Origin of the sequence: Streptomyces sp. NBC_00572, from assembly GCF_026341815.1 — a bacterium.
In the GTDB taxonomy this organism is placed as follows: domain Bacteria; phylum Actinomycetota; class Actinomycetes; order Streptomycetales; family Streptomycetaceae; genus Streptomyces.
Genome location: NZ_JAPENX010000001.1, coordinates 955,623 through 971,193 on the forward strand (window position 1 = coordinate 955,623; position 15,571 = coordinate 971,193).

Sequence of the window (15,571 nt, forward strand, 5' to 3'; positions counted from 1 at the left end):
CACGACTGGGACGGGACTGCCGGTACGGGGCAGCGGCACGGCTGGGACGGGACTGCCGGGTACAGGGCGGCGCGGCCACTCGTGCCCGCCCCCTGGTGGAGGCGGCCGGACGCGGAACGCACGACGGTCCCGCCACCCCGGGGGTGGCGGGACCGTTCGTACAGGGTCGTCAGCCGGGGATGAGGCCGTCGTCGGACAGCATCTCCCTGACCTCGTCCAGGCTCGCGTCCGAAGCGGGGAGGATCAGCTCCGAGGGTTCGAGCGCCTCGTCCGGCAGTGGCTCACCGAGCCGCCGGACCGCGTCCAGGAGGGCGTTCAGCGTGCGCCGAAAGCCTTCCTCGTCCCCCGATTCCATCTCTTCGAGCAGCTCGTCGTCGAGCCTGTTCAGCTCCACGAAGCGGCTGTCGGCCAGCTTCCACTGGCCCTCCCCCATGATCCGTACGATCATGACGCGTCCTGTTCTGTTCGCGGGCTGTCGCCTACGTGCCGTCGCCTACTTCTCGAAGCGCGGGTGGGACTGCGGCTGCTGCGTGGAGTCCTGCGGCGCGGCCGCGCCGCCGCCCTCGAGCGCCTGCTGCTGGGCCGACGGGCCGCCGGCCAGCTCCGCCTTCATCCGCTGGAGCTCCAGCTCGACGTCCGTACCGCCCGAGAGCCGGTCCAGCTCCGCCTGGATGTCGTCCTTCGCGAGCCCGGACTGGTCGTCCAGGGCGCCCGAGGCGAGCAGCTCGTCGATCGCGCCCGCGCGCGCCTGGAGCTGGGCGGTCTTGTCCTCGGCCCGCTGGATCGCGAGACCGACGTCGCTCATCTCCTCCGAGATTCCGGAGAAGGACTCGGCGATCCGGGTCTGCGCCTGGGCCGCCGTGTAGGTCGCCTTGATGGTCTCCTTCTTGGTGCGGAAGGCGTCCACCTTGGCCTGGAGACGCTGGGCGGCGAGGGTGAGCTTCTCCTCCTCGCCCTGCAGCGTCTGGTGCTGCACTTCCAGGTCGCTGACCTGCTGCTGGAGCGCGGCACGGCGGGACAGCGCCTCGCGCGCCAGGTCCTCGCGGCCGAGCGCCAGCGCCTTGCGGCCCTGGTCCTCCAGCTTGGACGACTGGCCCTGCAGCTGGTTCAGCTGGAGTTCGAGCCGCTTGCGGGAGGTGGCGACGTCGGCGACGCCCCGTCGCACCTTCTGCAGCAGCTCCAGCTGCTTCTGGTAGGAGTAATCGAGCGTCTCGCGCGGATCCTCGGCCCGGTCAAGGGCCTTGTTCGCCTTCGCGCGGAAGATCATCCCCATACGCTTCATGACACCGCTCATGGGCTTCGCGCGCCCCCTTCTGACGGACTTCGGCTCCAGCTCTTCGACAGGTCCACAGTACGGGCCCTGTCTCCATTACCGCACTGTTCGGAGCCTGATGCGCTCCTCCCCAAGGACGACTGCGCCCCGACTTCCCTCCCGCGCAGGGAGTAGATGGATCTAGGGGAAACCACGGCCGTCCTCCGTACGTACCGCCGTAGACGCAGTCCGTTAGCGGATCGTTCCCGCCCGGCATGGGGTTCATGCCCGCCACCCCGTACCCTTGGGTTTTGTGTTCCGTAGCCGTTCGAAGGACGAGAAGGCCCCCACCGACAAGGTGACGGCGGACCTTTCCAAGCAGCCCCGCGACCCCGAGGCCCCCAAGGGCCGCCCGACCCCGAAGCGGAGTGAGGCGCAGACCCAGCGCCGTCGCGCCGCGACGGTGCCGACCGACCGCAAGGAGGCCTCCAAGCGCCAGCGCGAGGCACGCCGCTCGGACCTGGCCCGTCAGCGCGAAGCGCTGGCCAGTGGCGACGAGCGTTACCTGCCGGCCCGCGACAAGGGTCCGGTCCGCCGCTTCGTGCGCGACTTCGTCGACTCGCGGTTCGCGATCGCCGAGTTCTTCCTGCCGATGGCCGTGGTGATCCTCGTGCTGTCGCTGTTCGGCAACGCCAACCGGTCCCTGCAGAACATCTCCCTGCTGCTCTGGCTCGGTGTGATCATCCTGATCGTCATCGACTCGGTCGGCATCTGGATCCGGCTCCGGAAGCAGCTCAACGAGCGCTTCCCGAACGAGCCGAAGCGCGGCGCGATCGCCTACGGCCTGATGCGTACGCTCCAGATGCGCCGACTGCGACTGCCGAAGCCGCAGGTCAAGCGCGGAGAGCGGCCCTGAGCGCCGAAAGCTCGGAGCCCGTCGAGCGCGCGTTCGGCGCGGCGACGTCGGAGTCGGGCGGCCCCGTGCTGCCCGTCGTCGTGCACTGGCCCGCCGGTTCCGGCGGGCTGCGCGACACCATCCGGCAGGAGATCGTCGCCCGCCAGCTCGACGAGCAGATATCCGGTCGCTACCCGGTGGGACAGCGGCTCCGGATCCTCGACGCCGGTATGGGTCAGGGCACGCAGGCGCTGCGCCTCGCCCGCGCGGGGCACACGGTGACCGGCCTCGAAGCCGATCCCGATCTTCTGAAGACCGCCCGTGAGTCGCTCGCGACCGAACCCGCCGGGATCCGCGAGCGGGTCCGGCTGATCGAGGGCGACGGGCGCGAGACCGGGGTGCACTTCCTCCCCGGCAGCTTCGACGTCGTCCTCTGCCACGGCGTCCTCATGTACGCGGACGAGCCCGACGCGCTGCTCGCGGGCCTGGCCCGGATGCTCGCCCCCGGCGGCCTCCTCTCCCTGGTCGTACGGAACGGCGAGGCGCTCGCCATGCGCCCCGGGCTCGCCGGGGACTGGTCCGGTGCCCTCGCCGGCTTCGACTCGGACGTCTACACCGACGACAACGGCGTGAAGGTGCGCGCCGACCGCCTCGACGCGCTGACGGCGACGCTCGCGGGAATCGCGGCACCGCTGCACGCCTGGTACGGGGTGCGGGTCTTCACGGACGGCGTCCCGGCCGAGGCGGGCCTGCCGGCCGCCGAGGAACTGGATCGGCTGCTCGCCGCCGAGGACCGGGCGGGCCGGACGGAGCCGTACCGGCGGGTGGCGGCGCTGCTGCACCTGTGCGGGGTACGGGGCTGACGAACCGTCGCCGTCCCCGCCCGGCGGTCGCGCACCCCTGATCGGGTGCGCTCGCCGGGCTCCTGAACGGGAGCGAAACGGATACTCCGGACATGGACGTATCCGGTACCCGTACCCGTACCCGTGCCCTCCGCCGCCTTCTCCCGCTGACCGCCGCGGCCTGTGCCGTCGCGCTCGTCGGCGGCTGCTCCTCCGGCGGGGCCACGCCCGCGCCGGAGCGTTCCACCCAGGCGGCGGCGCCGCTCGCCGCCAACGAGCTCCAGGACGACTACCAGGCCGTCATCAAGAACGTCCTGCCGTCGGTCGTCCAGATCGAAGCCTCCCAAAGCCTCGGTTCCGGGGTCGTCTACGACGACAAGGGCCACATCGTCACCAACGCGCACGTCGTCGGCCGGGATACGTCCTTCGAGGTCAGCGCCGCGACAGGCGGGCAGTCGGTGACCGCCCGGCTCGTCTCCAGCTACCCCGAGCAGGACCTCGCGGTGATCAAGCTGGCATCGCTGCCGCAAGGGCTGAAGCCGGCGAAGTTCGGCGATTCGGCGGCCGTCGACATGGGGCAGATCGTGCTCGCGATGGGCTCCCCGCTGGGCCTGTCCGGCAGCGTCACCCAGGGCATCGTCTCGGCGACCGGGCGCACGGTCAGCGAGGGGCAGACCGGCGGCGGCACGGGCGCGACCATCGCGAACATGGTGCAGACGTCGGCCGCGATCAACCCCGGCAACAGTGGGGGTGCGCTGGTGAACCTGGACAGCGAGGTCATCGGCATCCCGACGCTCGCGGCGATCGACCCGGAGATGGGCGGCGGCTCGGCGGCCGGCATCGGGTTCGCGATCCCCGCGTCGATGGTGCGGACGATCGCGGACCAGATCATCAAGGACGGCAAGGTGACGGACTCGGGCCGGGCGGCCCTGGACATCACCGGCCGCACGGTGCTGAGCGACGACTACGAGCCGGCGGGCGTGGCGGTCGTCGAGGCGCCGGCGAACGGGGCGGCGGGCAAGGCGGGGCTTGAGCCGGGTGATGTGATCACTCGGCTCGGCGACACGGACATCACGACGATCACGTCGCTGTCGGAGGCGTTGGCCTCGCTTCAGCCGGGGGACGAGGTGACGGTGATGTATGTCCGGGGGACGGCGACGAAGAAGACGCAGGTCACGCTGGGCGAGATGTAGCCTTCCGCCACGCCCGCCGCGCCTCTGCAGCGGGCCCCACACCTGGCTGCGCGTGCACCCGGCCGGGGGCGGGGGTGTCGGGCGTTCTGGGCCCGCACCCCCGCCCTTGGCCGCCGGGCGCTCTAGCCCTCCGCGTTCAGGGGCATCGGGCCGTAGATCTTCGCCCCGTCCTCCGAGAGGGTCACCTGGTCCGCGCCGCCGCCCAGGAGGTCACGCCAGTGTTCGCCGATCCAGCTCTCCGCGTCGCCCTGGGTGGTGAACTCCTCCGGAGTCACCACCGGCTCGACCTCCGTGCCGTCGGACTTCTCGAACCGCCACGTCCATGCCATGTCCGCCTCCTGGCGCTCACCGGATGATCGGTTTCCTGCCCGCAGAGTAGCCGGGCGCGCACGGCTCGCGGTGGCGCGGGAGGATCTGAGGGTGGAACTGACTCTGCTCGGCACCGGCGCCCCGCTCGGACTGCCCCGTCCCGACTGCCCCTGCGCCGTGTGCGCGCGCTCCCGTGGGCCACGGGTCCGCGCCGCGACGGCACTGCTGGTCGACGGGGCCCTGCTGCTCGATCTGACCCCGGGCGCCGCCCTGGCGGCGGCCCGGTCCGGGCATTCGCTGGTGGGCGTACGGCAGGTGTTGCTGACCCATCCGCACGACGGGCCCGCGGTGGACCTGCCCGCGGGACTGCCCACCGCCGGGCGGGTGCCGGACGGACGGGAGTTGACGCTGATCTCCGGGCACCGGGTGCGGGCGGTGCCGATGGACTCCCCCGGTACCGGTTACGAGGTGACCTCGGCGGACGGCGAGACGCTGCTCTATCTACCGCCGGGTGGGTCCCCGGCGGGGCTTCCGGAGGACCACCGGGTGCCGTACGACCTGGTGGTCGCCGATGTGACGGGCCGGCCGGACGCGTTGGCACGGCTGCGGGCGACCGGGGCCGTCGGGCCCTCGACCGACGTGGTCGCCGTGCACCTGGACCACGACGCGCCGACCGGGGCCGAGCTGGACCGGCGGCTCGCGGCGGCGGGGGCGCGGGCGGTGCCGGACGGGACGACGCTGTACGTGGGCGAGTACCACGAGGTGCCGGACGTGCCCCGGCGGACCCTGGTGACCGGCGGGGCCCGGTCGGGGAAGTCCGTGGAGGCCGAGCAGCGCCTTGAGACCTTTCCCGAGGTGCTGTACGTGGCCACGGGCGGGAGCCGGGAGGGCGACCCGGAGTGGGCGGAGCGGGTGGGCCTGCACCGGGAGCGGCGGCCGGGTACCTGGCGTACCGCCGAGACCTGTGACCTCGTACCGCTGCTCGAAGAGGACGGACCGGCGCTCCTCGTCGACTGTCTGTCGTTGTGGTTGACGGATGCCATGGACCGGGTGGGTGCCTGGGACGACGAGACATGGGCGGCCGGTGGGCAGACGGCGTTGCGCGAGCGGACCGCGGAGCTGGTGGCGGCGGTGCGGGCGACCCGTCGTACGGTCGTGGCGGTGACGAACGAGGTCGGCTCGGGGGTGGTGCCGGCGACGGCGGCGGGGCGCCGCTTCCGGGACGAGCTGGGCCGGCTGAACGCGGCGTTCGCCGACGAGTGCGAGGAGGTCCTCCTCGTGGTCGCCGGACAGGCCCTGGTGCTGCGCGGGTAGGGTGCGAGCACCGATGGCCCTCGCTGAGTCACAAGGCGGAAACCCGTGAACCTGGACGACTTCTCCGATCTGATCGAGCGCCCCGACGGGGGGATCCGGCGAGACGCCGAGGAGCGCCGTGAGCGGCTGACCGTGCCGCCGGGGGCGCTCGGTCGGCTCGACGAGCTCGGTGAGTGGTTGTCGGCCGCGCAGGCCTCGGTCAAGGTGCGGGCGATCGAGCAGCCGAAGGTGGTGCTGTTCGCCGGCGACCACGGGGTGGCCTCGCTCGATGTGTCGGGGCGCGCGGCGGGCACCGCGCACGAGCTGGTGCGCGCGGTCCTGGACGGGGCGAGCCCGGTCGCGGTGCTCGCCCGTTCGACGGACGTGCCGGTACGGGTCGTGGACGCGGGTCTGGACTGCGACCCGGAGCTGCTGCCCGCCGAGGTGGTGCGCCACCGGGTGCGGCGCGGCAGCGGCCGGATCGACATCGAGAACGCGCTGACGGTCGAGGAGACCGAGGCGGCGGTCCGGCTCGGTATCGCGATCGCCGACGAGGAGGCGGACTCGGGCACCGATCTGGTGGTGCTCGGGGATCTGAGCGTCGGCGGGACGACGCCGGCCGCCACCCTGATCGCGGCCCTCTGCGGGACGGACGCGTCGGTGGTGACGGGCCGGGGCGGCGCCGGTATCGACGACCTGGCGTGGATGCGGAAGTGCGCGGCGATCCGGGACTCCCTGCGGCGGGCCCGGCCGGTCCTGGGTGATCAGCTGGAGCTGCTCGCGGCGGTCGGCGGGGCGGATCTGGCGGCGATGACCGGGTTCCTGCTGCAGGCCTCGGTGCGGCGGATGCCGGTGATCCTGGACGGTGTGGTGGGCGCGGCGTGCGCGCTGGTGGCGCAGCGGGCGGCGTTCCGGGCGCCGGACTGGTGGCTGGCGGGTCAGGTCAGCGGGGAGCCGGCGCAGGCGAAGGCACTGGACCGGATGGCGCTCAACCCCTTGCTCGACCACGGCGTCCATGTGGGTGAGGGAACCGGGGCATTGCTCGCGCTTCCACTCGTCCGGGCCGCGGCGGCGTTCGCCGCGGAGCTGCCCGAGCGTCCGGATCCGGCCACGTCGGACGACGAGGGCGACGAGGGCGTCGACTCCGAGGTCTGACGGGCGGGAAGCGGGACGGACTCAGTGAGGCCGGAGGCGGCCGCACGCGCGGCGCACGACATGTGCGGACGACGCGCGCGTGGCCGCCTCCGGCGTCGCCGCACGGCAAGCGGTGCCCCATATGATCGCTTTTCATGGGAGAGGTCCGTTTGTCCGCCGAAGGAGCGCCCCGGGGCACCACCCCGCGATCGCGGCGCAGCGCCGCGTTCGCCGTCTGGTACCTGCGCGTCGTCACGTTCATCAATTTCCTGAGTGCCGTCTGGGTCTCGTTCGGGCAGGACCTGCGCCGCCACAACGAGGACAACTACTTCACCCCGTACATGCTCACCGCGGGTTTCGCCTCGGGGGTCTTCACCCTCTTCCTGGCGATCACCATGCGGCGTCGCAAGCGGGCCGCGTGGATCCTCAACCTGGTGCTCAGCGGTCTGTTCCTGCTGCTCTTCGCCCTGGTGATGTTCTTCCCGGAGATCCGCCAGCACGCCCAGAACTGGATCTCGCTGGTCCTGACCGCCGCCTTCGTCGTCGCGCTGCTGCTCGGCCGCAAGGAGTTCTACGCGAAGGGCGACCGCTCCAACCCGTGGCTCGCCGCGATCGTGGCGGTCGGCGGACTGCTCGTCACCTCGCTGCTCGCGGCCGTCCTGGTCACCGTCACCAACACCTCCACCGCCCACTCCACCTTCCTGGAGCGCTGGCGGTACGGCGTGATGCGGCTGATCACCCTGGCCTCGGACGACTCGCGGTTCGCCGGGATCACCACCCCCGGCTGGGTCGACGTCACCATCAACGTCCTGTCCACACTGCTGCTCTTCGCGGTGCTGTTCGCCGCCTTCCGCTCCCGCCGGGCCACCGACCCGCTGACCGAGGAGGACGAGGAGAAGCTGCGCCTCCTGCTGGACAAGAACGGCGACCGGGACTCGCTCGGCTACTTCGCGCTGCGCCGCGAGAAGAGCGTCGTGTGGTCGCCCAGCGAGAAGGCCGCCGTCACCTACCGGGTGGTCGGCGGGGTCTCGCTCGCATCCGGTGATCCGATCGGCGATCCCGAGGCCTGGCCCGGCGCCATCGAACCCTGGCTGGCCGAGGCGCGCGAGCACGGCTGGATCCCGGCGGTGATGGGCGCGAGCGAGGAGGCCGGTGTCATCTACGCCCGGCACGGTCTGGACGCCCTGGAGCTGGGCGACGAGGCGATCGTGGAGACCGACGAGTTCACCCTGGACGGGCGGGCCATGCGGACGGTCCGGCAGGCCTTCAACCGGGTCAAGCGGGCCGGGTACGAGGTCCGGATCCGGCGCCACGAGGACATCCCGGCCGAGGAGATGGCCGAGCTGCTGCGCAAGGCCGACGACTGGCGGGACGGAGCCACCGAGCGCGGCTTCTCGATGGCGCTCGGGCGGCTCGGCGATCCGCACGACGGGCGCTGCGTGATGCTGGAGTGCACCGATGGTGAGGGTGAGCTGCGGGCGGTGCTCTCCTTCGTCCCGTGGGGGCCGAAGGGGCTGTCGCTGGATCTCATGCGCCGCGACCGGGACTCCGAGAACGGCCTGATGGAGTTCATGGTCATCGAACTCCTGCAGCGCGCCAAGGAGATCGGGATCACTCAGGTCTCGCTCAACTTCGCGATGTTCCGCTCCGTCTTCGAACGTGGCTCGAAGCTCGGGGCGGGACCCGTGCTGCGCATGTGGCGTTCACTGCTCAGTTTCTTCTCCCGCTGGTGGCAGATCGAGTCGCTGTACCGCGCCAACGCCAAGTACCGACCGATCTGGGAGCCCCGATTCATGCTCTTCGAGAAGAGTGCCGACCTGCTGCGCATCGGCCTCGCGGCCGGTCGTGCGGAGGGGTTCCTGGAGGCCCCGGGCCTGCCGAAGTGGATGCACCGCCGGCACCTGGAGAGCGGCCGTTGACCCGCGCCCTCCGGGAGTTCGCCCGCCGCGAGTGGGGCCCGCTGTTCTCCACCGTACGAACGGCGCTCCTCACGAAGACGTGGCGCGCGGCCCCGATGACGCTCGCCGCCGTCTGTCTCACCGCTCTCTTCCAGCTGGTCCAGAACCAGGACTGGGGCTATCAGCCGGTCCAGAACATCGGCTCCGTACGGGCCGAGGACCCGTTCTGGCTCGCGCTGCTCCGGACCCCGCTCTCGCTCTTCGTGCCGGCGCTCGACCTGCCCGTGTGGGGCGCCCTCGCGCAGGTCCTGCTGGTGTTCGGGATCGCCGAGATCTGCCTCGGCCGGTGGCGTACCCTCGCCGTCGCCTATCTGGCCACCCTCTGCGGAACGCTGTACGCGCGCGTGGGCATCGCGCTCGGCCCGGACAACCCGCTCGGGCTGCCCGCCACCGACGCCCAGGTCGTCGACACCGGGCCCTCGGCGGCCGTGGTCGGCCTCGCCGTCTACGTCTGCTGGCGGTACGGGGCCCGGTGGACGGGGACGCTCGTGGTCGTGGCGATGGTCGTCGAGGTGATCATCAAGCCGAACCTCGCGGGCAAGGAGCATCTGGCGGCCATCGCGGGCGTCCTCGTCCTGATCGGGGTCCAGGCCTGGCGCGAGCGCGGTCAGGAGGGCGTGGAGCCCCGCCCGGGAACCCGTTCCTGGAAGCCGCCGATCAAGTCCTGAGTACGGCGCCGGATCTTGTTCCAGCGCCTGTCGTGGCGGTACGTACGGATCCGGGAGCGGGCCCGTGCCTTGTATCGGCGCCGGTAGAAGCGCCGGGACCACCAGGAGCCGGGGCGGGCGAGCCGGACGGCGCCGACGATCGCCACGAACGGGACCAGGGTCCCGATCACGGCCATCCGGAACTTCCCCTTGACCAGGGTGATCAGGATGAAGAGGAAGTTGATCGCCAGGGTCAGGATGAAGGTGGCCCGGTCCTGGCGTTCGTCGGTGGTCATGTCGTCGACACCCAGCGGCGAGAAGCCGCTCAGGGTGAGCCCGACCAGGGCGGCGGTCAGGACGACCACCTCGACGCTCTTGCGGCCCTCGTCGGTCCAGTACACGTCGTCGAGATGGAGGATCAGCGCGAACTCGTCCAGGACGAGCCCCGCGCCGATCCCGAAGACCACGGCGAAGACGGCCGCGCCGAACCCGTGCCGGTCGCTGCCCACCGCACCGAAACCGCCGATGACGGTGAGGACGACGCCCGGCACGACGTGATGGATGTGGAGCCCGCCGGAGGAGACGTTCCCGAAGGGCCCCTTCCCCGCCCGGATGAGACGGACGATGGTCCTCGTGACCAGGAACGTCACGATGAACGAGGTCAGCGCGAGAAGCATCGGGAGCTTGCCCGGTTCGACGATGTTGCGGGAGAACCAGTGACCCATGCCACCCCGTTCCGATTTGCGCGGTATGCGCAATCTACCGTGCGAGAGCGGCGATTACCCTGCCCGGATGGACGGCCTGCGTTTCGCCTTCGGCACCCTCACCGTGTTCCCCGCCCGCATCACCCGCTGGGACCGTGACGCGGCGCGCGCCGGCATGCTCTGCGCCCCGCTGGCCGGCCTGGTCATCGGCTTCTTCGCCGCCGGGCTCGGAGTCGCCTTCCTGGCGCTCGGCTCGGGCCCGCTGCTCGCGGCCGTCGTCACCACCGGCGTGCCCGCCGCCCTCACCCGGGGCCTCCATCTCGACGGCCTCGCCGACACCGCCGACGGCCTCGGCAGCGCCAAGCCCGCCGAGGACGCGCTGCGCATCATGAAGCAGTCGGACGTCGGCCCGTTCGGCGTCATCGTGCTGCTCCTCGTCCTGCTCGCCCAGGTCGCCGCGCTCTTCGAGCTGTACGGGGAGAGCTGGGCGCACGGCGCGGTCGGCGCCGCCCTCGCCGCGACCGTCGCCCGCCTCGCCCTCACCCACGCCTCCCGCCACGGCGTCCCGCCGGCCCGCCCCGAGGGCCTCGGCGCGATCGTCGCCTCGACCGTCCCGGTCCGGTCCGCGACGCTCGCGACGGCGGCGGTCCTCGTCCTCTGCGCCGCTTCCGGCCTGCTGTTCTCCCCGTACGACGCGCTCCACCACGTCCTGGCGGCCGGCGCGGCCCTGGGGGCGGCGGCGCTGCTCCTCCGCCGGTGCGTACGGCGGTTCGGCGGGGTGACGGGTGACGTGTTCGGGGCGGTGGAGGAGACGGCGGCGACGGCGGCGCTGGTGGCACTCGCCCTGGGCTGACCTGTCCGCCCCTAGCAGGCCCGGCGCCATACCCCCAGTTCGTACCGCTTCTGCATCGAGGAGAGGCCCAGGGCCCGGGCCTGCGGGCAGAATTCGCTCGCCTGGAGTTCGTACTCGACGTGGAAGACCGCCTTGCCCGCCGCCACGAACGGGGCGAGGCGGCCGCACTCGTCGTACTCCGCGCACTGTTCGTTGACCGCGAAGTCGAAGTCCGGGAGCAGTTGCGGGATCTGGTCCAGGTCGTTCTTGAGGCCCACCGCCAGGCCCCGTTCGTGGGCCAGCCGGGCGATCAGCCGGTTGTAGCGGAGCTGGTCGGCGGCGGTGAGGGGGAAGCCGGTGCTGTTGCGGTAGCCGTCCATGTTGTCGGGTTCGACCGCGTCGAAGCCCTTGATACGGCACATGTCGAGGCGCTCGGCCATCAGCGGGGTGAGGACGTCGGTGCGGCGGATGTCGAGCCAGCGCTCGCCCTTCCAGCCGTTGCCCTTGCCCAGGACGGACTTCGGGAACGCGGCCGCGTCCGGGCGGAAGTCCTCCCACGCGCCCGTGGACAGGTAGCAGATGACCTTGCGGCCCCGGCGGTGCAGGTCCGCGACCGTGGACGCCGGGTGGTCGAAGCCGTCGATGTCGTACACGGGGACGTCGACCGTCGGGTCGAGCCGGCCGCTGAGCTGCCACTGCCAGGCCAGGCCCGGCTTCGGCTGCCACCGCTCCCCCGTCGGCTTCGGGTCCGGGGCGGGCCGGTCCGGGCCCGACGTACACGCCGTTGCGAGCAGGAGCAGGCCCGCGAGCAGGGGCAGCAGTCGTCTCATCGGGCGGGCTCCAGGAGGTGCGGAAGGGTGCCCCAGGGGTGCGCGCCCGTGCCGGGGACGGCGCAGTGCACCGGGGTCACCGGGAGGACGCCGGGCGGGGCGGCGTAGACGAGGTGGCAGTAGTGGGCGGCGACCGGCAGGTCGAGCTTCCGGTACGTGTCCCAGGGGCCCTCGAAGGTGACGAGGAGGTCGGCGAACTCCTCGTAGCCCGGGTCCGGGTGGGCGCCGTGGTTGAGCACCAGGGTCTCGGCCCCGGCGGACCGGGCCGCGACCGCGACCCGGCGGTAGTGGGCGAGGGCGTCGGGCGCGGTGGAGACCTGGTCGAGGAAGGCGCCGTCGGTGCCGTACCAGTCGCGGTGGCGGAGGAGGTCGGTGACGACCTCGGCGTGCGGGCGGCGCCCGTAGTCGGTGTCCACATAGCCGAGGAGGCGTACGTCGGCCTCCCGCAGCCGGTCGGCCGCCTCCGCGAACGCGGGGTCGGGGGCCTCGCCCGCGCCGCTCGCCGGGTTGACGACGACGCCGTACAGGCACGGTGCCGCGTCGACGAGGGCCGACCAGGCCTCGGGCCGGTCGGCCGGGTGCTCGTAGAACGGCACCAGGAGGAAACGATTCACGGGCCGAATCCCCTAGACACGGTGAGCGGTCGGTCGTACCAGCAGAACACAGGCGAGGACGGCGAGCACCGCGGCAGCTCCCCCGGCCGCCACCGGCCCGGCCGCGGGTGCCGCGACCTCCGCCGCCGCCGCGAGCAGACAGACGGCGGCCGCGCTGAGCACCGCGCCGAAGGCCTGGAGCAGCAGCCCCAGCCAGAGCACGGTCCCGATCAGGAGCAGGGTGACGAGGCGGGGGAGGGCCGGCCAGGGCGCCCCGGGCCAGGCCACGTTCACGGCGAGGGTGAGCGAGACGAGGACGGTGAGGTAGCCGCCGAGACAGAGCACGAGGGTGCCGGTGACCGCGCGGCGGAACTCGCGCGCGGTGGCCAGGGTCCGCAGCCGGGCCAGGCTCTCGCCCCGGAAGCGGTGCAGCAGCCACTCGGCGGGCCCCATGGAAAGGGTGAGCGCTATGACGGCGCCCGCGCCGCCCACCAGGGTGTCGCCCACGCCCGCGTGGAGCACGAGCAGACCGCTGCCGAGACCGAAGAGGCCGTACGGGAGGGAGGCCGCGCGCGGGGGGCCGCCGCGTCCCGCCGCGCCACGGCGGGCGCCCGGCCGCAGGACGAGCCCGGCGAAGGTGACGCTCGCGGTGAGTGCGGCGAGGAGGAGCCCGGCGCGCAGGAGGTCGGGCAGGTCCCAGCGGAAGGCGGGGACGGCTCCGGCGAGCGGCACCAGGGCGCAGAGCAGGGCCCGTTCGCGGCCGAGGACCAGGAGCACGGTCGCGGCGGCGAGGTAGACCGACTGCCCGGCGGCGAACAGGGCCGCCGGGATCTCGCCGGGCGCGGCCGCCGCGAGAGCGACGGCCGTACCGGCGAGGGCGCCCGCCGGGGCGCCGATGAGCAGGGTGCGGGCGGCGGCGGCCCGGTCGCCGAGACCCAGCCAGGTGTACGCGCGATGGGAGAGGGCCTGGTTCCACACCCAGCCGGTGACGGCGCCCGCGAGCAGCGGAACCGTTCCGCCCGGGAGCCCGAACCGGCCCTGCTCCCCGGCCAGCAGGGGCGCGGCGAGGACGTACGCGAGGCCGGGCAGCGCGAAGACGAGCCCGCGCAGGAGACAGCCCGCGAGCCCGGTGTGCCAGGCGTCGGCGGGTGGCGCCTCCGGGGCGGGGTGGCGCCGCTCCACGCGCGCGTAGAGGTCCTCGGCGAGCTCGAAGGAGTCGGCGCGGCCGTAGGTGAGCCGGATGTGGTCGTCGGTCATGCCGTCGGACTCGAGGATCGCGGCGATCTCGTCCGGGTGCACGGCGACGGCGACGAACGCCCCGATCCGCTCGGCGAGCTCGTCGAGGGGGTCGTCGGCGAGGGGCGCGTCGGCGAGGACGGCGGCGGGGGGCGCGGCGTCCGGGCCCGGTTCACGGGACGTGGTCCCCGCGGCCCCGGTCGGGGCCGTCTCCCGCCGCGGCCTGGGGATCTTCGGCAGCGGGGTCTCCGTCGCCGGTCGTTTCAGCCAGAGGGAGCCGCTCATGCCGGGGTTCCTCCCGCTACCAGGGTCGGGGTGATCCGACGCGGGGCAGGCAGGCGGAGCGGCCAGGGCTTGGGGTGGGTGAGGGGCCGCGCGGGCCGGACCCGGTCGCCCGCCAGTTCGCGGTAGATCTGCCGGAAGCCGTCCACCGAGCGGTGCAGGGTGAACCGGTCGATGACCCGCTGCCGGGCCCGGCGGCCGAGTTCGGCGCGGCGGGCCCCGTCGCGGAGGAGTGCGGTGACGGCGGCGGCCATGACGGCCGGTTCGCGGGGCGGGACGACGATCCCGGTGTCGCCGACGGCCTCCCGTACCCCGCCGACGTCCGTGGAGACGGTGGCGCGGCCGCAGGACATGGCCTCGATGAGGGAGAAGGGGAAGCCCTCGCTGATGGAGGAGAGCATCACCACGCTGCCGGCGGCGTAGGCGCGCGGCACCTCGGAGACCCGGCCCTCGAAGGTGATCCCGTCGGTGACGCCGAGTTCGGCGGCGAGCTTCTCCAGGTGGGTCAGGTAGTCCTCGTTCCCGGCGGGGACCGGGCCGAACAGGCGCAGCCGCAGCGCCGGGAGTTCGGCGCGGCAGATCGCGTACGCCCTGATCAGGGTTTCGAGGTCCTTGATGGGGTCGACGCGTCCGCACCAGCTGAGGGTGGGGATCTCGGGTTCGGGTCCGGCCTCGGGGAAGAGGGCCGGGTCGACGCCGTTGTAGACGGTGCGGATGCGGTCGGCGGGGGCGCCGCCGCGCTCCTCCCAGCGCCGGTTGTACTGGTTGCACGGGGTGATGAGGTCGGCCTTGCGGTAGCCGAGGGTGTTGAGCTCACGGTAGAAGCCGAGCATGAGGGCCTTGACGGGCCAGCGCTGCGCCTCGGTGCGGTAGCCGAGATAGCGCTCGCGGAGGTAGATGCCGTGTTCGGTGAGCAGGAAGGGCACCCCTTCGAAGTGCTGGGCGGCGAGCGCCGGCAGCGTGGCGAGGCCGCTGGAGACGGCGTGCGCGACGCCGCCGTCGGCTATCCGGGCGGCGAGCGGCCGCAGGGCGTGTTCGAGGAGGTCGGTGGCGGTGAGCGCGTCGTGGACGGTGGGCCGGGCCGCGAGCGTCGGCAGATGCGGCATGGTCCAGATCCACATCAGGGAACGCAGGGCGGCCTCGGAGCGCAGGGCGGTGGTCAGCCGTCCCTGCCGGGCGAGTTCGGCCAGCTCGTACAGGCCGGCGCCGAAGTCGCAGCCCGCCTCCGGGTCGAGGAGGGCGAGCAGCAGGCGCTCGTAGGTGTCGAGGAAGCGGCGGCGCGCACGCCCCCGCAGGGGCCGGCGCGCGCGAACGGGCGCGGCCGGCCCCTGCGGGAGTCCCCAGAGGGGGTACGCGGTGTGCCGGGTGACGTTGGACGGCAGCTCCCAGGTGACGGGTTCGCGGCCGCTGCCCGTGAGGGCGAGGATCTCGAAGTCGACCTCGGGCATGCCACGGACGAGCTGATCGCACCAGGTGCTGACGCCTCCGTGGACATGCGGGTAGGTGCCTTCGGTGAGCATGGTGACGTGACGGCCACTGCTCGGCATGTGCGTTTCCCCCCAGAACGTGCT

16 protein-coding genes are annotated in these 15,571 nt (G+C 72.8%); 8 read left to right on the forward strand and 8 right to left on the reverse strand.

What is annotated here, in order from left to right; genetic code table 11:
- Nucleotides 1-169: 169 nt before the first annotated feature.
- Together OG514_RS04405 and OG514_RS04410 are read right to left on the reverse strand one after the other, a co-directional pair.
- Nucleotides 170-448: a hypothetical protein gene (locus tag OG514_RS04405; RefSeq protein ID WP_266891018.1), complete on the reverse strand. Its 279-nt coding sequence runs from the start codon at nucleotides 446-448 to the stop codon at nucleotides 170-172.
- 45 nt (nucleotides 449-493) lie between these two features.
- Nucleotides 494-1,294, reverse strand: coding sequence for a PspA/IM30 family protein (locus tag OG514_RS04410; protein WP_266891020.1), 801 nt, complete (start codon nucleotides 1,292-1,294; stop codon nucleotides 494-496).
- A 271-nt stretch (nucleotides 1,295-1,565) separates the two neighbouring features.
- Here OG514_RS04410 and OG514_RS04415 point away from each other — a divergent pair, with 271 nt between their 5' ends.
- The 3 genes from OG514_RS04415 to OG514_RS04425 all read left to right on the forward strand — a co-directional run bounded on the left by OG514_RS04415 (nucleotide 1,566) and on the right by OG514_RS04425 (nucleotide 4,182).
- A complete protein-coding gene (locus tag OG514_RS04415) occupies nucleotides 1,566-2,168 on the forward strand; it encodes a DUF3043 domain-containing protein (RefSeq protein ID WP_266891022.1) in 603 nt (200 codons plus the stop codon).
- A 65-nt stretch (nucleotides 2,169-2,233) separates the two neighbouring features.
- Nucleotides 2,234-3,010, forward strand: coding sequence for a bifunctional 2-polyprenyl-6-hydroxyphenol methylase/3-demethylubiquinol 3-O-methyltransferase UbiG (locus tag OG514_RS04420; RefSeq protein WP_266891023.1), 777 nt, complete (start codon nucleotides 2,234-2,236; stop codon nucleotides 3,008-3,010).
- Between the two features lie 92 nt (nucleotides 3,011-3,102).
- Nucleotides 3,103-4,182, forward strand: coding sequence for a S1C family serine protease (locus OG514_RS04425; RefSeq protein ID WP_266891025.1), 1,080 nt, complete (start codon nucleotides 3,103-3,105; stop codon nucleotides 4,180-4,182).
- 122 nt (nucleotides 4,183-4,304) lie between these two features.
- Here the strand turns inward: OG514_RS04425 and OG514_RS04430 are convergent, their stop codons facing one another.
- Nucleotides 4,305-4,511: a hypothetical protein gene (locus OG514_RS04430; RefSeq protein WP_189830705.1), complete on the reverse strand. Its 207-nt coding sequence runs from the start codon at nucleotides 4,509-4,511 to the stop codon at nucleotides 4,305-4,307.
- 91 nt (nucleotides 4,512-4,602) lie between these two features.
- Here OG514_RS04430 and OG514_RS04435 point away from each other — a divergent pair, with 91 nt between their 5' ends.
- The 4 genes from OG514_RS04435 to OG514_RS04450 all read left to right on the forward strand — a co-directional run bounded on the left by OG514_RS04435 (nucleotide 4,603) and on the right by OG514_RS04450 (nucleotide 9,544).
- A complete protein-coding gene (locus OG514_RS04435) occupies nucleotides 4,603-5,805 on the forward strand; it encodes a bifunctional adenosylcobinamide kinase/adenosylcobinamide-phosphate guanylyltransferase (RefSeq protein WP_266891028.1) in 1,203 nt (400 codons plus the stop codon).
- A gap of 45 nt (nucleotides 5,806-5,850) precedes the next feature.
- On the forward strand, nucleotides 5,851-6,939 hold the full coding sequence (gene cobT, locus OG514_RS04440) for a nicotinate-nucleotide--dimethylbenzimidazole phosphoribosyltransferase (protein ID WP_266891030.1): 1,089 nt from the start codon (nucleotides 5,851-5,853) through the stop codon (nucleotides 6,937-6,939).
- 134 nt (nucleotides 6,940-7,073) lie between these two features.
- A complete protein-coding gene (locus OG514_RS04445; RefSeq protein ID WP_266891032.1) occupies nucleotides 7,074-8,837 on the forward strand; it encodes a phosphatidylglycerol lysyltransferase domain-containing protein in 1,764 nt (587 codons plus the stop codon).
- Nucleotides 8,834-9,544 (forward strand): hypothetical protein, encoded by a 711-nt coding sequence (locus tag OG514_RS04450; RefSeq protein ID WP_266891034.1) that lies wholly within the window; start codon nucleotides 8,834-8,836, stop codon nucleotides 9,542-9,544. The genes OG514_RS04445 and OG514_RS04450 overlap by 4 nt, the downstream gene beginning before the upstream one ends.
- On the opposite strand, the gene OG514_RS04455 is transcribed toward OG514_RS04450, so the two are convergent.
- Complete coding sequence (locus OG514_RS04455) at nucleotides 9,484-10,248, reverse strand: hypothetical protein (protein WP_266891036.1); 765 nt, start codon at nucleotides 10,246-10,248, stop codon at nucleotides 9,484-9,486. The genes OG514_RS04450 and OG514_RS04455 overlap by 61 nt on opposite strands.
- A 67-nt stretch (nucleotides 10,249-10,315) precedes the next feature.
- Between OG514_RS04455 and cobS the strand changes: the two genes are divergently transcribed.
- Entirely contained in the window at nucleotides 10,316-11,080 is a 765-nt protein-coding gene (cobS, locus tag OG514_RS04460) for an adenosylcobinamide-GDP ribazoletransferase (RefSeq protein ID WP_266891038.1), read from the forward strand.
- A gap of 11 nt (nucleotides 11,081-11,091) precedes the next feature.
- Here the strand turns inward: cobS and OG514_RS04465 are convergent, their stop codons facing one another.
- From OG514_RS04465 to pelF, 4 genes are read right to left on the reverse strand one after another with little or no spacing between them, the layout of a single operon-like run.
- A complete protein-coding gene (locus OG514_RS04465; protein WP_266891040.1) occupies nucleotides 11,092-11,889 on the reverse strand; it encodes an endo alpha-1,4 polygalactosaminidase in 798 nt (265 codons plus the stop codon).
- Nucleotides 11,886-12,503 carry a spherulation-specific family 4 protein gene (locus tag OG514_RS04470; protein ID WP_266891042.1) on the reverse strand — a complete coding sequence of 206 codons (618 nt, stop codon included), beginning with the start codon at nucleotides 12,501-12,503 and terminating at the stop codon, nucleotides 11,886-11,888. The genes OG514_RS04465 and OG514_RS04470 overlap by 4 nt, the downstream gene beginning before the upstream one ends.
- A 12-nt stretch (nucleotides 12,504-12,515) precedes the next feature.
- On the reverse strand, nucleotides 12,516-14,003 hold the full coding sequence (locus OG514_RS04475; protein WP_266891044.1) for a hypothetical protein: 1,488 nt from the start codon (nucleotides 14,001-14,003) through the stop codon (nucleotides 12,516-12,518).
- Nucleotides 14,000-15,547 (reverse strand): GT4 family glycosyltransferase PelF, encoded by a 1,548-nt coding sequence (pelF, locus tag OG514_RS04480; RefSeq protein WP_266891046.1) that lies wholly within the window; start codon nucleotides 15,545-15,547, stop codon nucleotides 14,000-14,002. The genes OG514_RS04475 and pelF overlap by 4 nt, the downstream gene beginning before the upstream one ends.
- Nucleotides 15,548-15,571 lie beyond the last annotated feature (24 nt).

Excerpts from the sequence above, each read along its gene's own strand:
- OG514_RS04465 (WP_266891040.1), bottom strand. The coding sequence starts at position 11,889 with ATGAGACGACTGCTGCCCCTGCTCGCGGGCCTGCTCCTGCTCGCAACG.
- OG514_RS04430 (WP_189830705.1), bottom strand. The coding sequence starts at position 4,511 with ATGGCATGGACGTGGCGGTTCGAGAAGTCCGACGGCACGGAGGTCGAG.
- OG514_RS04410 (WP_266891020.1), bottom strand. The coding sequence starts at position 1,294 with ATGAGCGGTGTCATGAAGCGTATGGGGATGATCTTCCGCGCGAAGGCG.
- OG514_RS04445 (WP_266891032.1), top strand. The coding sequence starts at position 7,074 with ATGGGAGAGGTCCGTTTGTCCGCCGAAGGAGCGCCCCGGGGCACCACC.
- pelF (WP_266891046.1), bottom strand. The coding sequence starts at position 15,547 with ATGCCGAGCAGTGGCCGTCACGTCACCATGCTCACCGAAGGCACCTAC.
- OG514_RS04425 (WP_266891025.1), top strand. The coding sequence starts at position 3,103 with ATGGACGTATCCGGTACCCGTACCCGTACCCGTGCCCTCCGCCGCCTT.
- OG514_RS04405 (WP_266891018.1), bottom strand. The coding sequence starts at position 448 with ATGATCGTACGGATCATGGGGGAGGGCCAGTGGAAGCTGGCCGACAGC.
- OG514_RS04475 (WP_266891044.1), bottom strand. The coding sequence starts at position 14,003 with ATGAGCGGCTCCCTCTGGCTGAAACGACCGGCGACGGAGACCCCGCTG.
- OG514_RS04455 (WP_266891036.1), bottom strand. The coding sequence starts at position 10,248 with ATGGGTCACTGGTTCTCCCGCAACATCGTCGAACCGGGCAAGCTCCCG.
- cobS (WP_266891038.1), top strand. The coding sequence starts at position 10,316 with ATGGACGGCCTGCGTTTCGCCTTCGGCACCCTCACCGTGTTCCCCGCC.